The organism is Paraburkholderia sabiae (assembly GCF_030412785.1).
GTDB lineage: Bacteria > Pseudomonadota > Gammaproteobacteria > Burkholderiales > Burkholderiaceae > Paraburkholderia > Paraburkholderia sabiae.
The window spans coordinates 5,176,139-5,195,307 of sequence record NZ_CP125295.1; the positions used below are offsets into that span (position 1 = coordinate 5,176,139).

Here is a 19,169-nt window from a genome sequence, read left to right on the forward strand (position 1 = left end):
TTGCCGATACGCGGCGGGCGCAGCGCCCGCTTCGTACGCATGCCATGCAAGCCAGCCGGGGACCTTTTGAAGTACAGATATCTTTCGCGTCGTTCGTGTCTTCCGCTGCAGCGCAGTGCAGAGGAACTGTCGTTTGCGTTTTCTGAACTGCTCGCGCAACCGCTCAGCCGGCCGGAAGCGGCCGCGCGTTTCGAAAACCTGTGGAACGAAGTGAACGACGCCGCGCAGTCGTGCGTCGATAGCGATGCCGCCTTCTCGTACATCGCGCTGCTGCAGAGCATGGATCAGCGCTGGCGGTTCCTGAGATCGATGAACTAGCGGGCCAGACGACCGTGTCCTCCGATCAGCCCGTCGACCAGCAGACCACCGCGCAAGCGCGGCCGCCCCGCTCCGCCGACGAGATCGAAAAGGACTTTCTGGATCTGATGATGTCCGGCATTCCCGCCGACATCGCCCACGACAAGTTCGAGCGCCTGTGGGATGAAACGAACGCGCTTGCCGCATCGACGATGATGACCTCGCAAGCGCTCCCGTATATCGCGCTGCTCAAGCGCATGCACACGGATTTCGCCGGGCGCTACCCGCGCCGCGCCGGTTAGGCGCGGCGAACAGCGGGCGCGGCATTCGACTTACGACTTGGCAGGACGCCCCGTCTTCACCGCTTCGAGTTCCTGCACGGCCGCGATCAGGCGCTTGGCGGGCGAGACGGCGAGCAGGTTCAGACCCGCGCGCAGCAACTCGCTCTTCTTGACCGAGAGGCCTGCGTCGAGGCAACGCTGCTTGAGTTCGGCGATCTTCGCGTAGTCGGACTTCGGCATCGTGAAACTGTCGCGCACCACCTTTTCCTTCTCTTTCTTCGCGCGCGGCTTTTTCTCTTCAGCGGCAGCAGGCGCCGCCTTCGTGGTCTTCACGGCCTTCGCTTCCTTCGGCGGCTTGGCGGCTTTGACCGGCTTCGCAGCCGACGCCGGTTTCGCGCTGACCGCGGGCCTCGCCGCCTTTTCCGTCTTCACGGTGCGCGCGCTCTTCTTCGCGGCGCTGGCCGTCTTCGTCGTCTTCGTCGTCTTCGTGGTTTTTGCTGCCTTCGGCGTAGCGTTCGCGGCTTCGGGCGCGCTCGCCGTGGCTTCGGCGGCGGGCGCTGCTGGCTTCGCCTCCGCTGTCCGCGCTGCCTTCGCGGACGGCTTCTTCGCTTCTGCGGCAGGTTCCTTCGCACTCTTCGGGAAGTGGAAAGCCTTCTTGGTCGGTTCCTTGATTCGTGGCGTGCTCATGTCGATCCCTCGTTAACGGTATAAACAGTATATACGGTTTTTCGGATGACAAATCCCGTCGCATGATGCCGCGTGCGGCGCTACGCTTTTTGCAGCAGACGAACCGCCTCGCGCCGACGCTGCCTGCGACGCTCTTTCAAAAACGCGAGCGCCCCGCGCGCTTCGTCATCGCTGGGAAACAGGTTCATGTTGTCGCGCAGCAGAGCAATGCTGGCGATCACATCGTTGAGTTCGCCGAAGCACTGCTGCAGATTCTTGAGGCGCCTGATCGTGCGATCGTGCCGGATGTCGGCGAGCGCGGGACCGAAGAACTCGATCAGATAGCGGACCCGCTTGCCTGCCTTGCGCACGTCATGCAGCGATTCGTAGTCGGCGCGTTTTGCACGCGCCGCCTTGCGCATGCGCTTGCGCAGCGATTGCTCGGCAATACGCACGCGCTTTGCCGCGAACTTCTGCAACGCGTGGCGTTCGGGCGCCGTGTTCAGTTCCTTCGATGTGCTTGCCAGCGCGTCGTGCAGCACGTTGCGGATGTCGGCGTTGATGAGCGTTTCGCGGCTCGTGGCGAGTGCGCGTTCTCGCGCTTCGCGCAGGCTCGCGGGCACGTCGCGCGCGCGATCGCTCGCGTCGGCTTCATCGTTTGAGCCGGACAGCAGTTCGAGCAGAATGTCCCAGTCGCGCGTGCGGCCCGCTGCGTCGGCGAGAAAGCGATACAGCGCGCGCTGGCGTGTGTTTTCGGCCTTGTCGAGCAGCGGCCGGTACGCCCACCATAACGAACGCAAACGCCGCAGCGCGACGCGCAGTTGATGTAGAGATTCGGGAGTCGCGTCAGCGTGGATGGATGCGTTCTGCGCAAGCGCTTCGTCGACGAGCGGCGCCGCCAGCGCAGCGAACGTCGATTCCGCTTGCGCCCCGTCACCCAGTGCTGCGACGTCGTGCGGGCGATCGTCGAATTTCATGGGGCCCTCGTATCGGGACTCGTATCGGGAGCGACAACAGGATGCCATGCGGTGCATCGAGCGATGCACGACACATCATACGCTTCCCACATTGGACAAAAATCGTGAATCCCGGTGCTGCGCCTATTTGTCCTGCGGCAACGTCTCCCGGGCGAAGGTCGCGAGATCCATCACGAGACAGCAATCCTGCCCCGCTGCCAGCACGCAGTCGCCGGCAAGCATCGGCGCTTCGTCGCGCGGCGGCTTGCGGCGCAATGCGACGACGCCCTGAACCCAGCGCCGGAATGCGGGCAACGGCCACCCACGGCGCGCGACGGCCGACGCTTCCACTTCCACGTTCTCTTCGAGGAGCCACCCGCCGAGGTAGTTGCGCGCGCGCAAACGCCGCTGTGCAAACTGCGGCCGCTGAGAAATATTCGCAGCGTCGACGGACTCACTGCCGGCCGCGCGAACGTCCGGCGCGAGGTAGATGAAATAGTGCGGCGCGAGACTTTGCGCACTCGTCGTTTGCGTATTCGTGATGACGTCAACCGTTTCGCTGCCTGCACGCGCTTCGTGCAAGGCGAGTTCGTGCGCATCGGGCGCCGTGTGTGCGCGCATCTCTGTCAGCTTGACGCGTAGTGCTTGAAGTTTTTGCCTGCACGCATGCGTCCAGCGCTGCTCGGCATCGTCAAGGTCGAATTCCAGCGAGCCCACGTCGTTCAGATGCACCGCTTTCGCGTCGGCGAGCGCGCGGCGCGCCTCGATGATCGCCTTCGGCGCGCTCAGCGAAAAGTAGCGCGACAACTCGCGGCCGATGTCGTCGTCATCCGTCCGGAATTCGAGCAGGCACCAGCGCAACGACGGATCGAAAGCGAAGGCATCGCCGTGCGTAATGCGCACGCCGAGCGCACTCGTCACATACAGATATTCGACCGTCTTGCGCGTCGCCGACACATGCCGATTCGTTGTCGTGGAATCGGGCTCTCGGAGGTTCAGGGTATCCATGTTCGCTCCCGGTTCGGGGGTTCGCCTCGCCGTGCGCCGATCGCAATCGACGCGCGCCGTTTACCCTGCACAGCGAGAACTACGCCATCTGCATAACGCCTCACGACGAATCGATGCGGGCACATACGACGCGCCTTGCTCACACTCACGGGCACGCCGGATGCACTACGCATCCCGTGGACTTCCAAAGGAGGAAATCATGACCACACTTGACCCGAAAATGAACCCGGCACGTGCCGGCGCAGGGATCGTCGGCGGTGGCGTGGGCGAAGGTCCGGGGCCTGAAGTGATGGCCGCGGCAACGCTGGACGGCAACAAGGTCGTCTCGTCGGATGGCGAACATGTCGGCAAGATCTCGGACATCATGCTCGACGTGCGCAGCGGACGCATCGCGTATGCGGTGCTGTCGGAAGGCGGTTTCCTCGGCATGGGCAGCAACCTGCACGCGATCCCATGGAGCGCGCTGACACTCGATACCGACGAGAAGGTGTTCCGCGTCGATCTCACCGCGCAGCGCATCAAGGACGAACCGGGCTTCGACAAGGATCACTGGCCTTCGATGGCCGACGAAACGTGGGGCACGCAGATGCATCAGTACTACAACCGCGATCCGTACTGGATGTCGACCTCCGTCGATCCCGCCGTGCGCGACCGGGACCTCTGATCGGCGACCTGATCGACAACGCCGCGCACGCGCACGCGTCGCGCGGCTGATCCCTTCTTCATCGACACAGAAACAACTTGCAGGCGGCCGTCGGCATCTGGCGGCCGCCGCGCTTCATTTGACGGCTGCGCGTAACATGCGGGCTTTGACGCCGGCATTTCCGTTCGCGTATCGATTCCGCACGCTTCCCTACCGCCCGCTTCAACGCATGAACCCGGTGAACAAACCGACCGGACGGACGAAAAAAAAGGCGCCACGTTACCGTGGCGCCTTCAAAAAGTTCTAGCCATTCCGAGGGCCGTGCTAGAACCTGAGAGACGGTACTGAAAGTGATGCTGAAGGAGTGGTTCCGAAAATCAGCGCTTTGAGTTGACCGTTCTATCCGCTGCGAATAAACGCGCGCTCGAACGTGTCGTTTTTACCTGTGATTACGGCGCACTTTCGAAATATGGTTCCATTTTTTATGGTAATGCTGACTAAGTCAAGCAAAATTTAATCGCTGCCCGAGGCCCATAAATTACATTCCTATACAATGAATCGTCGTAGGAAAAAAGGGACTTAGGCCTTGCTGAGAGAAGGTCTGAGGGCGTTTCAGACGAGTCTGTACCGCTGAGCGCGTTCCGCAAAATTGAAATAGCGTTTCATAAAAACCACATGAACCAGTCATCGATGCGCCCGTCCGCCAGCGATGCCGCGAAGGAAAAAGACGGCTCGGGCGACGAGGTCACCGCGCTCGCACGCGGCTTGACGGTGCTGCGCAGGATTGCAGCCGCCGACGCCCCGCTGTCCAACCGCGAGCTGACGGAACTGACGGGCATTCCGAAACCGACCGTCTCGCGGATCACCGCGACGCTCGTCAGCGCGGGCTTTCTATTCCGTTTGCCCGACAGCGAGCGTTTCGTGCTGACGTCGTCGGTACTCGAACTGAGCAACGGCTTTCTGCGCAACTTCGATATTCGCGCCCGCTCGCGCCCCTTCCTGATCGAACTCGCCGAACGCACGTCGCTGTCCGTGCACCTCGCCGTGCGCGACCGGCTCGACATGGTCGTCATCGACGCCATCAAGCCGCGCTCCGCCGTGCTGGTATCGCGTCTCGACGTCGGTTCGCGGATGGATCTGAGCCGCACGGCTGTCGGCCGCGCCTACCTGGCGGCGCTCTCCGAAACCGACCGGCAAAACCTGTTGATCGGCCTGCAGGCCGCGACGGGCGACGACTGGGGCAACATCAGCCCGCGCCTCGACGTGGCACTGCGTGAAACGACCGCGCAAGGTTTCGCGATCGCGACGGGCGAATGGTACGAAGGGCTCAACGCGATCGCCGCCGGTTTCATCGGGCCATCGGGCGAGCGCTACGCAGTCAACTGCGGCGGCTCCGCACATCAATGTCCGCGCGACTGGCTGGTGTCGCGGGCGGCACCCGCGCTGCTCGAAACCATCGACAGGATCGTCCACGAGATCGGCGGCACGCCCGGACGCCGGCTCGACAACTGAGCGCGTCCGGCGCGATTCGCAAGCGCACGATGCCACGCGCGCGCGTGACTCGTCGCTGACGCACGCCTTTCAGGCGCGCAAATTTCTTGTAACGGTCGTAATCCGCCGAAAAATACGCCGCTGGACTGTAACTCGGCCCGGGACGTAGCATCATGCTTTCCCGCGCGCCCGGGAAAGCTGCAGCCGCCTGCTGCGCGCCCCGCCGGCGCGTCGGCGTCGGCAGCGCAAAAGACAACGGGACGCAGCAGCGCGGGCATCAGTACGGCCAACAGGGAGGAGCCGTCAACCATGCCGACAACGCGTCTGCCGCCATCGCGGCCGCCGTCACGTCACGGTCATCTCGATGAGCGACGCATCCATTAGCATCGCGCAGGCATGCGCGAGCAACGGACTACGGCATGCGGCGAACCACTGCCGCGCGCGCGTATCGCCTGTTTGCTTCATGCACGTTTGCTTCATTTCAAGCCAGCCACCTGATCGAACCGATGGACGAACAAAAAAAGCAGCCTGAATCAACACGCCACCCCGAACCCGCCAGCCCGCCTCCCGGGCGCGAACCGGGGCCCGGCGCCGTCAAGCGGCATCGCGGACGCACGATCGCGCTGATCGTCGCCGTCGTGCTGGTCGCGGGGATCGTGCTGGTGCGCTGGCATCCGTGGAACAAGAGCGCCAGTGGCGCGAGCACGGCCACGGGCGCCAGCGGCGCGCATGCGGGCCGCACAGGCGGCCGTCGCGGTGCGGGTGCGGGCGGCATGGACCAGCCGCAGCCCGTTCATGTGGCGTCGGCGACGCAAGGCGAAATGCCTGTCGTGCTGAACGCGCTCGGCACGGTCACGCCGCTCGCGAACGTCACCGTGCGCACGCAGTTGTCGGGCGTGCTGCAAACGGTCGCGTTCCAGGAAGGCCAGATGGTCAAGAAAGGCGATCTGCTCGCACAGGTCGATCCGCGTCCGTATCAGATCAGTCTTGAGAATGCGCAAGGCACGCTCGCGAAGGACCAGGCGCTTCTGCAAACCGCCCGTCTCGATCTGAAGCGCTATCAGACACTGCTCTCACAAGACTCGATCGCCAGCCAGCAGGTGGACACGCAGGCGTCGCTCGTCAAGCAGTACGAAGGCCAGGTGAAGGCGGATCAGGCGAACATCGACACCTTCAAACTCGATCTCAACTACGCGCGCATCACGGCGCCCGTCGCGGGTCGCGTCGGTCTGCGTCAGGTCGATGCCGGCAACTACGTGACGCCGGGCGACACGAACGGTGTCGTCGTGATCACGCAGTTGCAGCCGATCAGCGTGATTTTCACGACCTCCGAAGACAACCTGCCCGCCATTCTCAAGCAGTACCACGCGGGCCAGAAGATGTCCGTGACGGCGTACGACCGCAGCAACACGACGTCGCTCGAAGCGGGCTACCTGGAAACGCTCGACAACCAGATCGACACGACGACGGGCACCGTCAAGCTGCGCGCGACGTTCCAGAACAACGGCGGCCTGCTGTTCCCGAACCAGTTCGTCAATACGCGCCTGCTCGTGAACGTGGTGAAGAACGCGGTGATCGTGCCGACCTCGTCGGTGCTGAACGGATCGATGGGCGCGTTCGTGTATGTCGTCAAGCCCGACAACACGGTGACGGTGCGCAAGGTGAAGGTCGGTCCAGTCGATGGCGAGCGCACCAGTATCGCGTCGGGGCTGGAGGTCGGCGAGCGCGTCGTGATCGACGGATCGGACCGGCTGAAGGAAGGCGCGAAGATCACGATTCCCGCCGACCGTCCGCGCGGCGCATCAGGTGCATCAGGTGCATCAGGTGCGTCGGGTGCATCGGCGGCGCATGCGGCATCGGGCGCATCCGCTGCGCTGGCAGCGTCGGGCGCGCGTCGTCACAAGCACGCGTCGCAGACGTCCGCGGAATAAGGCACGGCTGACCGCATGAATCCATCCCGCGCCTTTATCCTGCGCCCGGTCGGCACCGCCCTTCTGATGGCGGCGATCATGCTGGTCGGGCTTGTCGCTCTGCGTTTTCTGCCGCTGTCCGCGCTGCCCGAAGTCGACTATCCGACCATCCAGGTGCAGACGTTCTATCCCGGCGCGAGTCCTGACGTGATGACCTCGTCGGTGACGGCGCCGCTCGAGCGTCAGTTCGGGCAGATGCCTTCGCTGAATCAGATGTCGTCGCAAAGCTCGGCCGGTTCATCGATCATCACGCTGCAGTTCAGTCTCGACCTGCCGCTCGACGTCGCCGAGCAGGAAGTCCAGGCGGCCATCAATGCGGCGGGCAACCTGCTGCCGTCGGACCTGCCCGCGCCCCCGATTTACGCAAAGGTCAATCCCGCCGACGCGCCCATCATCACGCTCGCGATCACGTCGAAAACGCTACCGCTTACGCAGGTGCAGGACATCGCCGACACGCGTCTCGCGCAGAAAATCTCGCAGGTCGCGGGCGTCGGTCTCGTGAGCCTGTCGGGCGGTCAGCGCCCTGCCGTGCGCATCCAGGCTAATCCGCGCGCGCTCGCATCGTACGGGCTGAATCTCGACGATCTGCGCACCACCATTTCGAACCTCAACGTCAACACGCCGAAGGGCAACTTCGACGGCCCGTCGCGCGCGTACACGATCAACGCGAACGACCAGCTGACGGACGCCGACGCGTACAAGACGGCCGTAGTCGCGTACAAGAACGGCCGCCCGGTGATGCTGACGGACGTCGCGACCATCGTGGCCGGCGCGGAGAACACGAAGCTCGGCGCGTGGGTCGACGGCACGCCCGCGATCATTCTCAACGTGCAGCGCCAGCCGGGCGCGAACGTGATCCAGGTCGTCGACAGCATCAAGAAGCTGCTGCCCGCGTTGCAACAGTCGCTGCCCGCTGCGCTCGACGTGCAGGTCGTCACCGACCGCACCACGACGATCCGTGCGTCGGTGCGCGACGTGCAGTTCGAACTGCTGATGTCGGTCGTACTGGTCGTGCTGGTGATGTACCTGTTCCTCGCGAACATCTACGCGACCATCATTCCGAGCCTGTCGGTGCCGCTGTCGCTGATCGGCACGCTCGCCGTGATGTACCTGTGCGGCTTCTCGCTCGACAACCTCTCGCTGATGGCGCTGACCATCGCGACCGGTTTCGTGGTCGACGACGCGATCGTGATGATCGAAAACATCGCGCGCTACGTCGAGGAAGGCGACCCGCCGCTCGAAGCCGCGCTGAAAGGCTCGAAGCAGATCGGCTTCACCATCATCTCGCTGACGGTTTCGCTGATCGCCGTGCTGATTCCGCTGCTCTTCATGGGCGATGTGGTTGGGCGTCTGTTCCACGAGTTCGCGATCACGCTCGCGGTGACGATCGTGATTTCGGCCATCGTGTCGCTGACGCTCGTGCCGATGATGTGCGCGAAGCTCCTGCGCCACACGCCGCCGAAAGAAAGCCACCGCTTCGAAGCGCGCGCACATGCCGCGATCGACTGGGTAATCGCGCGTTACGCAGTCGCGCTCGAATGGGTGCTGAACCGCCAGCGCTCGACGCTCGTCGTCGCCCTGCTCACGCTCGTGCTGACAGGCGTGCTGTACGTCTTCATTCCGAAGGGCTTCTTTCCCGTGCAGGACACGGGCGTGATCCAGGCGATCACGCAGGCGCCGCAGTCGGTGTCGTACGCGTCGATGGCCGAGCGCCAGCAGCAGCTTGCAGCCGAAATCCTGAAGAATCCGAACGTCGAGAGCCTCACGTCGTTCATCGGCGTGGACGGCAGCAACATCACGCTGAACAGCGGCCGCATGCTGATCAACCTGAAACCGCGCGACGATCGCGACGCGACGGCGAGCCAGGTGATCCGCCAGCTGCAGCGCGACACCTCGCACATTCCGGGCGCGACGCTCTACATGCAGCCGGTGCAGGATCTGACCATCGACTCGACGGTGAGCCCGACGCAGTATCAGTTCATGCTGACGGATCCGAACATCGACGAATTTTCGACATGGGTGCCGAAGCTGGTCGAGCGCCTGGAGCAGTCGCCTGAAATCGTCGACGTCGCCACTGACCTGCAGAACAACGGCCAGTCGGTGTACGTGGAAATCGACCGGGCGTCGGCGGCACGTTACGGCATCACGCCCGCCACCGTCGACAACGCGCTCTACGACGCGTTCGGCCAGCGCATCATCTCGACGATCTTCACGCAGTCGAACCAGTACCGCGTGATTCTCGAAGCGCAGCCGCAGATGCAGCACTACACGGAGTCGCTGAACTCGATCTATCTGCCGTCGTCGACGTCGTCGGGCGGCCAGGTGCCGCTCAACTCGATCGCGAGCTTCCACGAAAAGCCCGCCCCGCTGCTCGTCACGCATCTGAGCCAGTTCCCGGCCACGACCGTGTCGTTCAATCTCGCGCCGGGCGCGTCGCTTGGCGAAGCGGTGAAGGCCATCGAGCAGGCGGAAAAGGACATCAACCTGCCCGCCTCGTTCCAGACGCGCTTCCAGGGCGCGGCGCTGGCGTTTCAGGCGTCGCTGTCGAACGAACTGTTCCTGATCCTCGCGGCCATCGTCACGATGTATATCGTGCTCGGCGTGCTGTACGAGAGCTTCGTGCATCCCATCACGATCCTGTCGACGCTGCCGTCCGCGGGCGTCGGCGCGCTGCTTGCGCTGCTGGTGACGGGCCACGATCTCGACATCATCGGCATCATCGGTATCGTGCTGCTGATCGGTATCGTGAAGAAGAACGCGATCATGATGATCGACTTCGCGCTCGAAGCCGAGCGTGAACACGGCAAACCGCCGCGCGAAGCGATCTATCAGGCCTGTCTGCTGCGATTCCGCCCCATTCTGATGACGACGATGGCGGCGCTGCTCGGCGCACTGCCGCTGATGCTCGGCACGGGCGCGGGTTCGGAACTGCGCCGTCCGCTCGGTACCGCGATTGCGGGCGGTCTGATCGTGAGCCAGTTGCTGACGCTATTCACGACGCCCGTGATCTATCTCGGCTTCGACTCGATTGCGCGGCGACTACGCGCGCGCTTCCATCGTGACGAACACGGCGACGGCTCGGGCAACGGCCCCACGCGTCCGCCCGTCACGGACAGCGACGTCTGAGTGAAGAGGCCGAAACGATGAATCTGTCGCGTCCCTTCATTCAGCGCCCGGTCGCCACGACGCTGCTCGCCATCGGCATCGCGCTGTCGGGTCTGTTCGCGTTCGCGAAGCTGCCCGTCGCGCCGCTGCCGCAGGTCGACTTCCCGACCATCTCGATTCAGGCGAGCCTGCCTGGCGCGAGCCCGGAGACGGTTGCGACCAGCGTGGCGAGTCCGCTCGAAAGGCATCTGGGCACGATCGCCGATGTCACGGAGATGACCTCGTCGAGTTCCGTCGGCTCCGCGCGCATCACGATGCAGTTCGGCCTGAACCGCAACATCGACGGCGCCGCGCGCGACGTGCAGGCGGCCATCAACGCAGCGCGCGCCGACCTGCCCGCGAGCCTGCGCTCGAACCCGACCTACCACAAGGTCAATCCCGCCGACGCGCCGATCCTGATTCTCGCGCTCACATCGAAGACGATGACTGCGGGCCAGCTGTACGACTCGGCGGCGACGGTGCTGCAGCAGTCGCTGTCACAGGTGGACGGCGTCGGCGAAGTCGACGTGAGCGGCTCGGCGAATCCCGCCGTGCGCGTCGAACTGGAACCGCAAGCGCTCTTCCACTACGGCATCGGCCTGGAGGACGTGCGCGCGGCGCTGGCGTCTGCGAATGCGAACAGTCCGAAGGGTTCGATCGAATTCGGCCCGAACCGCGTCCAGCTCTATACAAACGACCAGGCGAAGAAGGCGTCGCAATACAAGGATCTCGTGATCGCGTATCGCGATGGCGCCGCCGTGCATCTGTCGGATGTCTCGGAAGTGGTCGATTCCGTCGAAGACCTGCGCAACCTCGGCCTGATGAACAACGAGCGCTCGGTGCTCGTCATTCTGTACCGGCAGCCGGGCGCGAACATCATCGAGACGATCGACCGCGTGAAGGCGATGATTCCGCAGCTGAAGGCGTCGCTGCCCGCCGCCGTCGAAGTCACGCCGACAGCCGACCGCTCGACCACGATCCGCGCGTCGCTGAAGGACACGCAATACACGCTGATGATCGCCGTCGCGCTCGTCGTGATGGTCGTGTTCCTGTTCCTGCGCAACTGGCGCGCCACATTGATTCCGAGCGTTGCCGTGCCGATTTCGATCATCGGCACGTTCGCGGCGATGTACCTGCTCGGCTTTTCGATCGACAACCTGTCGCTGATGGCGTTGACTATCGCGACGGGTTTCGTGGTCGACGACGCCATCGTGGTGCTGGAGAACATTGAGCGGCACATCGAAAACGGCATGCCGCGCATGAAGGCGGCCTTCGTCGGCGCGCGCGAAGTCGGCTTCACGGTGATGTCGATCAGCATTTCGCTCGTCGCCGTGTTCCTGCCCATTCTGCTGATGGGCGGCATCGTCGGGCGGCTGTTCCGCGAGTTCGCGCTGACGCTGTCGCTGGCGATCGGCGTGTCGCTGATGGTGTCGCTGACGCTCACGCCGATGATGTGCTCGCGCCTCCTGTTCGAGCCGCACGAAAAGAAGGAAGAAGGTCGTTTCGCGCGCGCGCTGGAGTGCGGCTTCGACTGGATGCAGCGCGGCTATGCGCGCACGCTCGGCTGGTCGCTGCGCCATCCGTTGCTGATCCTGATGGTGCTGCTGCTCACCATCGCGCTGAACGTCTGGCTGTACATCATCGTGCCGAAGGGCTTTTTCCCGCAGCAGGACACGGGGCGTCTCGTCGGCGGCATTCAGGCCGATCAGTCGACGTCGTTCCAGGCGATGAAAGTGAAGTTCTCCGAGATGATGAAGATCGTCCAGGCGAACCCTGCCGTGGACAGCGTGGTCGGTTTCACAGGCGGACGGCAGACCAACTCGGGCTTCATGTTCGTGTCGCTCAAGCCGAAATCCGAGCGCAAGATTTCCGCCGATCAGGTGATCCAGCAACTGCGCGTGCCGCTGTCCGATGTCGCGGGCGCGCGCACGTTCCTGCAGGCGGTGCAGGACATTCGCGTCGGCGGCCGGCAATCGAACGCGCAGTATCAGTTCACACTGCTTTCCGACACGACGTCCGACTTGTACAAATGGACGCCGCGTCTGACGGAAGCGCTGCAAAAGCGTCCCGAACTCGCGGACGTGAATTCGGACCAGCAGCAAGGCGGTCTCGAAGCGATGGTGACGATCGACCGCGCGACGGCTGCGCGTCTGAACATCAAGCCCGCGCAGATCGACAACACGTTGTACGACGCGTTCGGCCAGCGACAGGTGTCGACGATTTATAACCCGCTGAACCAGTATCACGTCGTGATGGAAGTCGCGCCGAAGTACTGGCAGAGCCCGGACATCTTGAGCCAGGTCTGGATCAGCACGTCGGGCGGCAGCGCGAGCGGCGCGCAGTCGACCAACGCGACGGCGGGCACGGTGACGTCGGCGGCAACGACGCGGGCGACCACGGGCGGCACGGCGGGCACGACGGCGTCGAGCGCGGCAGCCATCGCGTCGGATGCTGCGCGCAATCTGGCGAACAACTCGATTGCGGCGAGCGGCAAGTCGAGCGCATCGACGGGCGCGGCCGTGTCGACGTCGAAGGAGACGATGATTCCCCTTTCCGCGATCGCGAGCTTCGGGCCGGGCACGACGCCGCTTGCGGTGAATCACCAGAGCCAGTTCGTCGCGTCGACAATCTCGTTCAACTTGCCGCCGGGCAAGTCGTTATCCGACGCGACGCAGATCATCTACCAGACGATGGCCGAGATCGGCATGCCGGGCACGATACACGGCAGCTTCCAGGGCACGGCGCAGGCGTTCCAGCAGTCGATGTCCGATCAACCGATTTTGATTCTCGCGGCGCTGGCGGCGGTTTATATCGTGCTCGGGATCTTGTACGAGAGCTATATCCATCCTTTGACGATTCTCTCGACGCTGCCGTCGGCGGGGGTTGGCGCGCTATTGGCCCTGCTGCTCTTCAATACTGAGTTCAGCATCATTGCGCTGATTGCTGTGATTCTGCTGATCGGTATCGTCAAGAAGAACGCGATCATGATGGTGGATTTTGCTATCGACGCTTCGCGGCAGGGTTTGTCTTCGCGTGATGCTATTGAGCAGGCTTGTCTGCTGCGGTTTCGGCCGATCATGATGACCACTTGCGCTGCGTTGCTTGGGGCTTTGCCACTGGCGTTTGGGCGCGGTGAAGGCGCTGAACTCCGAGCTCCGCTCGGGCTCGCTATTGTGGGTGGGCTTATCGTGAGCCAGATGCTCACTCTCTATACCACTCCCGTGGTTTATCTTTATATGGATCGGATTCGGGTTAGATGGGAAGAGAGGCGCTCGCGGCGCTCGCGGTCGGCTGATGCTGTTTGATTTTGTCTGCGACGCTCGTCGCCATTCTGGTTTTTTTGATTTTTTGCTGCGGTGGCATCCGCGGTTTCGTATCGGTGCTTCATGCGTCGCCCCTGTGCGGGGCGGCACCTACTTTTCTTTGCAGCGGCAAAGAAAAGTAGGCAAAAGAAAGCCGCTTCAAACCTCCGGTGCCTGCCAGAATAACGCCACGGCACACGGTCTTTGAGCGGTCGCGCAGTGACGCCAACACTCCGTAGAAAGCCCGCAGTCACGCGCGCGCGGCGCGAAAGATGACATCCACCTGGGGCACATTCGGTCGGCTTGTTCTTTGTGCGTTTGCCGTCGGTCTGATTGCGGCGTTATGTGCTCCAGACTGTGTGCGGGGTTTTCGCGCCGTGCGCGGTTGACTGCGGGCTTTCTACAGAGTGCAGCGTCGCTGCGCGACGGCTCAGCTGCAGCATGGCGCGGCGCTATCCTGGCGGGGCACCGGAGGTTCAAAAGCGGCTTTCTTTTGCCTACTTTTCTTTGCCGCTGCAAAGAAAAGTAGGTGCCGCCCCGCACAGGGGCAACGCTGGCAAACCGATACGACAACGCGGATGCCCGCGCAGCAAAAACCAAAAACCAAAAACCAAAAAAACCAGAATGAGCGACTAGCGTCGCAAACAACAAGCAAACCAAAACCAACATCAAAGCTTCTGCCCCATGGCCAGAACAAAAATCCTGGCCCACTGCCGAGCCTCGCGCTCGGACTTCACGGGCACACGCCATTCAGGATGTGCGGCATCCTTAACCTGAAGAGCAACCTGCCAGCGCTCACCATCCCTCACAGGCTGCGCGCCGCGCAAATCGGCAAAAATATAAGACCCGCGCGCACCGGCAACCCGCACATCACACAACCGCTTGCCGGCCGCCAACCTCACCTCGCCCCACTCACCTTTGAGTTCATGAGTCCAGTCACCGTCGCGAATATTGGCAGCGACCTCTTTCCGACGCCGCCACCACCAGGCCAGCGCAGCCAGCACGAGCGCGGCAAACAGAATCGCCACACCCACGGCAACGCCGAGACCAAAATGCGCGGACAGCGCATGAAACGCCTGCACACAGCCGTAGATCAAGCCAATCAGAACCAACAGCGCGACGACGATAGGCATGGCAGGTATCCGCAATGTCGCTACATCGGAAGGAACCGCAAGGAAAAGCGAGTCAGGACTACTTATGCGTAGCCGCCCACTCCTTCAGCGCCTGCAGCGTGTTTTCGACGTGCTTGTCGGGCGACAGACTGGTGTATTCGTAAATGATCTTGCCGTCAGGCGTAATCACGTAGGACACGCGGTTCGCCATCGATGCATGCATCGGCAGCCCCGCGTCGTACGCGTTGATGACCTTCGAGTCGGGATCGGCGGCAACCGGGAATTTGCTGCGGCATTCGCTGACGGAGAACTTCGTCAGCGTATCGATGTTGTCGTGCGACACGCCGATCACAGTCGCGCCGTACTTCTTGTACTCATCGACGGCTTCCGCGAATTCGTGCGCTTCGATCGTGCAGCCCTTCGTGAAGGCGGCCGGATAGAAGTACAGAACGACAGGGCCCTTCTTCAATGCATCGGCGAGCGCGTATGTGTACGTCTTGCCGCCCAGCGATGCCTGTGTCGTGAAGTCAGGCGCACTGTCGCCCCGCTTGAGCGTCGCGGAAGCCGTCAGCGCATGCAGCGACAAACCCGCGCACAGCACAGCCGCCAGCGCGAACGGCACAATCTTTTGCTTCATGTCGAGTCCTCGAATCGTGAGCGCACAATTATCGTGCGACGCCTGCGCGACGCCAACCGGACAGAAGCGGCATCGCGAGCCTGATCTTCCGCCCCTATTGGATCACGTTTGACGATTACGCGTCGGCGTGTGGCTCAATCCCCGAGATGCGCGCCGAACCACGCAGCCGCCGACAGATTCAGCTCGGCAAGCACGATCGGCGTGAGCGCCCCGAACTCTTCCAGCGACTGCGCACTCGCAATCGCCGCGGCATCCTGTGCCTCGCCCGCTGCTTCCGCGATGCTCAGCAGCGCGCCCATCGGCCCTGCCCGCTCGACGATCGCATCGCGAATCAGCGGCGAAAGATCGAGCGGATCGAGCGTCGCGTCCGGCGTCGAATCGACGAGCACGTGCACGAGCGAGAACACGCCCGTCAGGAACGCGGCGTCGGCGAATGCCTCGTCGTTCGGTTGAATCCAGCGCGCGGCCAGTTCCATGAAGCGGGCGCGCGTGCCCGCCAGCTGCACGAGGGGATCCGAGCGCCACGGCAACTCGCCGCCGCCCGCGTACAGCAGCAACTGCGCCCAGCGCGCGATCTGTCGCGTGCCCGTCGCGATGATCGCCTCGCGCAGCGACGCGATATTGCGCCCCAGACCGAACGCGCTCGAATTGACGAGGCGCAACAGCTGCATCACGACATTCGGATTGCGCTTCAGCTCGGCTTCGAGTTCGACGATGCCCGCATCGCGCGCAAGCAGCGCCAGCAGCCGCAGCAGCGACGTGCGCGACGAACGCGTGCGGCGCGACGACAGCACTTGAGGCCGCGCAAAGAAGTAACCCTGAAACAGATCGAAGCCCAGCTCGCGAGCCAACGCGAAGTCTTCGCGCGTCTCGACCTTTTCGGCGATCAGCGTCTTGCCGTGCCTGGCGAGCGCCTGCGTGAGACTCGCCAGCTGAGCGCGGTCGGTTTCGAGGAAGTCGACCTTGACGATATCCGCATACGGCAGCGCGGCATACAGATTCGGCGACAGTTCGCACACATCGTCGAGCGCGACGCGAAAGCCCGCGCGACGCAATTCGGCGATGCGGGCAATAAGGCGCTCGTCGAACTCGACCGTCTCGAGGATTTCGAGCACGAAGCGCTCGGGTTCCATCAGATGCACGATGTCGTCGAACAGCAGATCGCGGCCGATGTTCACGAAGCCGCGATGTGTGCCAAGCACGGACGGCACGCCGATGCTGCCGATCGTGCGCACCACCACCTGCGCGGTGGCCTGTGCGTCGTCGGACACTTGCGCGTAATTCTCCGCGCTGGCGCGAAACAGCAGTTCGTAAGCATGCAACGCGCCATCGCGGTCGAGGATCGGCTGACGCCCGACATAGACGAACTGCGCCGAGGAGATCGCTTCGTCCTCTTCGCCTGCTTGCGCAAACGTTTGGGGGCGGCCGGCTTCGTCGGTGTCTTGATACGGATCAGGCATTTTTCACAGCGGCTTGAATTCGGAAAACGGCTTGCATGCTGGGGCTCGAACGCTACGTGCCGTCCGGCGGGCTCATCGGGATCACTCTCTTGTCCCTCGCTTGTCCAATAACGGAGCGCTATGGCCGCCACTTTAGCGGAATCCCTCCGCCCATGTACAGGCAGCCGGCAGGTTTCAGTTCCTTACCATATGTTATGGCGCCTTTTATGTCTAACGGCTAAAGATTCCGCCGCAAACGTCGATAACCCGTTCTGATGGACGGCCTCGCGTCTGCCCCGATCGGTCCGCCGACGGGCACCGCAGCGACGTCCAGCCTCAAGACGAACCGGGTAGTCAGCGATACACATGGAAGCGACCAGGATCACCCCAGCCCGCCGGGGCTTGCTGCGCACGGCGATCGACCGATTCCGCGCGGTCCGCCAGCCCGCCCGCGCGACGGTTGCGCCAGGCACACCAGGCATTGCGCATGGGCTCGAACAGGCCGCAGGCGCCGTCGACTTCCTCGCGCACGTGGCGCGCAATCTCACCTTCCTCTATGTTTCCGAGGCGAGCCTGCGCTTCATCGGCTATCACCGCGAGTATCTGGAAACGGTCACGCTGCACGAACTCGTCGCGCCCAACGACGTCGCGCGGCTCGATGCCGCACTGCGCCGCGCCGACGAAAGCGGCGCCGTCGAAAAAGTCACGCTGGACCTGATCAAGTCGCTGACCTATCCCGTGCCCGTCGAGCTGCGCATCGCGCGCAACTGCCACGACGGCATCGAAGGCTATTCGATTGCGGGCTTCGACGTGTCGAGCTGGCGCGCCACGGAAGCGAGCCTCAAGCATCAGCTGCATCACGACAATCTGACGGGCCTCGCAAACGTGCCCGCTCTCGTCGAAGAAATGCGCAACGCACAGCAGAAAGCGGATACGACGGGCAAGTCGGCCGCCCTGCTGCTGCTCGATATCGACGACTATCAGCGCGTGAACCGCGCGCTCGGCTACGACGCCGGCGACGAGATGCTGCGCGACACCGCGCGCCGCCTGTCGAACATGACGACGCAAGGCGAAGTGATCGCGCGTATTTCGAGCGACGAATTCGCGATCCTGCTGCCTCCCGTTCACGGGCGCGCCGATACCGCGCTGGCGGCCGAAGCGCTCGCGCGTCGTCTGCTGACGGCCATCCAGCAGCCATATACGTTCAACCGGCAGCCCGTGCATCTGTCGGCGAGCGTCGGCATTGCGCTGTATCCCGACACGCAGCACGCGGGCGAGTCGTCCGATGGCGCGTCGCGCGACAGTCAGCTGCTGCGCTGGGCCGACCATGCGCTGTCGCGCGCGAAAAACGCGGGCGGCAACACGCTCGCGTTCTACGTGCCCGACGACAGCCCCGCCGACGCCGAACGCCTGAAGCTCGAATCGGACCTCTACGACGGCGTGCGCAACGGCGAGTTCTCGCTGCACTTCCAGCCGATCACGAGCAGCCAGACGCGCGGCGTGGTGGGCGTCGAGGCGCTGATCCGCTGGCAGCATCCCGTGCACGGACTCGTGCCGCCGTCGATGTTCATTCCGCTCGCCGAATCCGTCGGTCTCATCAACTATCTGGGCAACTGGGTGCTGAAGGCCGCGTGCATGCAGCTGATCCGTTGGGACACCCAGGGCATCCGGCTGCAATACGTCGCCGTCAACGTGTCGCCGCAGCAGTTCCGCGATCCGCGCTTCAAGGAAAGCGTGCGCGAAGCGATTGCGCTGACGGGCATCGATCCGCACCGGCTCGTGTTCGAAATCACGGAAAGCCTGCTGATGCACGACCCGCTGCACGCGACCACGCTGCTCGAAGAACTGACGGGACTAGGCATCCGCTTCGCCGTCGACGATTTCGGCACCGGCTATTCGAGTCTTGCGTATCTGCAACGCTTTCCGCTCGCCAAATTGAAAATCGACCGGAGTTTTGTCGAGAATCTGCTAACCTCGCGCAACGATCAGGCGATCGTCAGCGCCGTCGTAGGTCTCGCGCAGACGCTCGACCTCGAACTCGTCGCCGAAGGCGTCGAAACGGAAGAACAACGCGACCTGCTCACCGAGATGGGTTGCGACCACATTCAGGGCTGGCTCGTCTGCAAGGCACTGCCATCGGAAGAACTCGCGCAGCGTTTCGAGTCGCGCGCGCTTCACGTGCATGGTGAAGCGTGACGGACATGACGCGTAACGACACTGTGC

14 protein-coding genes are annotated in these 19,169 nt (G+C 63.4%); 8 read left to right on the plus strand and 6 right to left on the minus strand.

The genetic code is table 11. The features are described 5' to 3' along the window. Positions 1-66: 66 nt before the first annotated feature. Together QEN71_RS23265 and QEN71_RS23270 are read left to right on the plus strand one after the other, a co-directional pair. Complete coding sequence (locus QEN71_RS23265; protein ID WP_201657428.1) at positions 67-318, plus strand: hypothetical protein; 252 nt, start codon at positions 67-69, stop codon at positions 316-318. A gap of 14 nt (positions 319-332) precedes the next feature. After that, a complete protein-coding gene (locus tag QEN71_RS23270; RefSeq protein ID WP_201657430.1) occupies positions 333-599 on the plus strand; it encodes a hypothetical protein in 267 nt (88 codons plus the stop codon). A 30-nt stretch (positions 600-629) separates the two neighbouring features. Here the strand turns inward: QEN71_RS23270 and QEN71_RS44690 are convergent, their stop codons facing one another. From QEN71_RS44690 to QEN71_RS23285, 3 genes are all read right to left on the minus strand, one after another. Next, positions 630-1,265: a hypothetical protein gene (locus QEN71_RS44690; protein ID WP_201657432.1), complete on the minus strand. Its 636-nt coding sequence runs from the start codon at positions 1,263-1,265 to the stop codon at positions 630-632. An 80-nt stretch (positions 1,266-1,345) separates the two neighbouring features. Further along, positions 1,346-2,221 (minus strand): CHAD domain-containing protein, encoded by an 876-nt coding sequence (locus QEN71_RS23280; protein ID WP_201657434.1) that lies wholly within the window; start codon positions 2,219-2,221, stop codon positions 1,346-1,348. 123 nt (positions 2,222-2,344) lie between these two features. Then, positions 2,345-3,208: a hypothetical protein gene (locus tag QEN71_RS23285; protein ID WP_201657436.1), complete on the minus strand. Its 864-nt coding sequence runs from the start codon at positions 3,206-3,208 to the stop codon at positions 2,345-2,347. 199 nt (positions 3,209-3,407) lie between these two features. On the opposite strand from QEN71_RS23285, the gene QEN71_RS23290 reads away from it, so the two are divergent. From QEN71_RS23290 to QEN71_RS23310, 5 genes are all read left to right on the plus strand, one after another. After that, on the plus strand, positions 3,408-3,872 hold the full coding sequence (locus QEN71_RS23290) for a PRC-barrel domain-containing protein (protein WP_201657438.1): 465 nt from the start codon (positions 3,408-3,410) through the stop codon (positions 3,870-3,872). Positions 3,873-4,526: 654 nt separating this feature from the next. After that, positions 4,527-5,363, plus strand: a complete 837-nt coding sequence (locus QEN71_RS23295) for an IclR family transcriptional regulator (protein WP_201657440.1) — start codon at positions 4,527-4,529, stop codon at positions 5,361-5,363. 485 nt (positions 5,364-5,848) lie between these two features. Next, a complete protein-coding gene (locus QEN71_RS23300; protein ID WP_201657442.1) occupies positions 5,849-7,273 on the plus strand; it encodes an MdtA/MuxA family multidrug efflux RND transporter periplasmic adaptor subunit in 1,425 nt (474 codons plus the stop codon). 15 nt (positions 7,274-7,288) lie between these two features. Continuing rightward, the gene (locus QEN71_RS23305; protein WP_201657445.1) at positions 7,289-10,438 is read left to right on the plus strand and encodes an MdtB/MuxB family multidrug efflux RND transporter permease subunit; all 3,150 of its coding nucleotides are present in this window, start codon (positions 7,289-7,291) and stop codon (positions 10,436-10,438) included. 17 nt (positions 10,439-10,455) lie between these two features. Continuing rightward, positions 10,456-13,761 carry an efflux RND transporter permease subunit gene (locus QEN71_RS23310; protein WP_201657448.1) on the plus strand — a complete coding sequence of 1,102 codons (3,306 nt, stop codon included), beginning with the start codon at positions 10,456-10,458 and terminating at the stop codon, positions 13,759-13,761. A 665-nt stretch (positions 13,762-14,426) separates the two neighbouring features. Here QEN71_RS23310 and QEN71_RS23315 read toward each other — a convergent pair. From QEN71_RS23315 to QEN71_RS23325, 3 genes are all read right to left on the minus strand, one after another. After that, a complete protein-coding gene (locus QEN71_RS23315; protein WP_201657451.1) occupies positions 14,427-14,891 on the minus strand; it encodes a hypothetical protein in 465 nt (154 codons plus the stop codon). A gap of 58 nt (positions 14,892-14,949) precedes the next feature. Continuing rightward, positions 14,950-15,507: a peroxiredoxin gene (locus QEN71_RS23320; protein ID WP_201657454.1), complete on the minus strand. Its 558-nt coding sequence runs from the start codon at positions 15,505-15,507 to the stop codon at positions 14,950-14,952. 134 nt (positions 15,508-15,641) lie between these two features. After that, on the minus strand, positions 15,642-16,967 hold the full coding sequence (locus QEN71_RS23325) for an EAL and HDOD domain-containing protein (RefSeq protein WP_201657457.1): 1,326 nt from the start codon (positions 16,965-16,967) through the stop codon (positions 15,642-15,644). Positions 16,968-17,312: 345 nt separating this feature from the next. Here QEN71_RS23325 and QEN71_RS23330 point away from each other — a divergent pair, with 345 nt between their 5' ends. Next, a complete protein-coding gene (locus tag QEN71_RS23330) occupies positions 17,313-19,142 on the plus strand; it encodes a putative bifunctional diguanylate cyclase/phosphodiesterase (RefSeq protein WP_233472042.1) in 1,830 nt (609 codons plus the stop codon). Positions 19,143-19,169: the final 27 nt, after the last annotated feature.

What these genes read in the sequence shown, in the direction of transcription:
- QEN71_RS23280 (WP_201657434.1), bottom strand. Translation starts at nt 2,221, where the DNA reads ATGAAATTCGACGATCGCCCGCACGACGTCGCAGCACTGGGTGACGGG.
- QEN71_RS23300 (WP_201657442.1), top strand. Translation starts at nt 5,849, where the DNA reads ATGGACGAACAAAAAAAGCAGCCTGAATCAACACGCCACCCCGAACCC.
- QEN71_RS23305 (WP_201657445.1), top strand. Translation starts at nt 7,289, where the DNA reads ATGAATCCATCCCGCGCCTTTATCCTGCGCCCGGTCGGCACCGCCCTT.
- QEN71_RS44690 (WP_201657432.1), bottom strand. Translation starts at nt 1,265, where the DNA reads ATGAGCACGCCACGAATCAAGGAACCGACCAAGAAGGCTTTCCACTTC.
- QEN71_RS23320 (WP_201657454.1), bottom strand. Translation starts at nt 15,507, where the DNA reads ATGAAGCAAAAGATTGTGCCGTTCGCGCTGGCGGCTGTGCTGTGCGCG.
- QEN71_RS23285 (WP_201657436.1), bottom strand. Translation starts at nt 3,208, where the DNA reads ATGGATACCCTGAACCTCCGAGAGCCCGATTCCACGACAACGAATCGG.
- QEN71_RS23310 (WP_201657448.1), top strand. Translation starts at nt 10,456, where the DNA reads ATGAATCTGTCGCGTCCCTTCATTCAGCGCCCGGTCGCCACGACGCTG.
- QEN71_RS23290 (WP_201657438.1), top strand. Translation starts at nt 3,408, where the DNA reads ATGACCACACTTGACCCGAAAATGAACCCGGCACGTGCCGGCGCAGGG.
- QEN71_RS23295 (WP_201657440.1), top strand. Translation starts at nt 4,527, where the DNA reads ATGAACCAGTCATCGATGCGCCCGTCCGCCAGCGATGCCGCGAAGGAA.
- QEN71_RS23325 (WP_201657457.1), bottom strand. Translation starts at nt 16,967, where the DNA reads ATGCCTGATCCGTATCAAGACACCGACGAAGCCGGCCGCCCCCAAACG.
- QEN71_RS23330 (WP_233472042.1), top strand. Translation starts at nt 17,313, where the DNA reads ATGGAAGCGACCAGGATCACCCCAGCCCGCCGGGGCTTGCTGCGCACG.
- QEN71_RS23315 (WP_201657451.1), bottom strand. Translation starts at nt 14,891, where the DNA reads ATGCCTATCGTCGTCGCGCTGTTGGTTCTGATTGGCTTGATCTACGGC.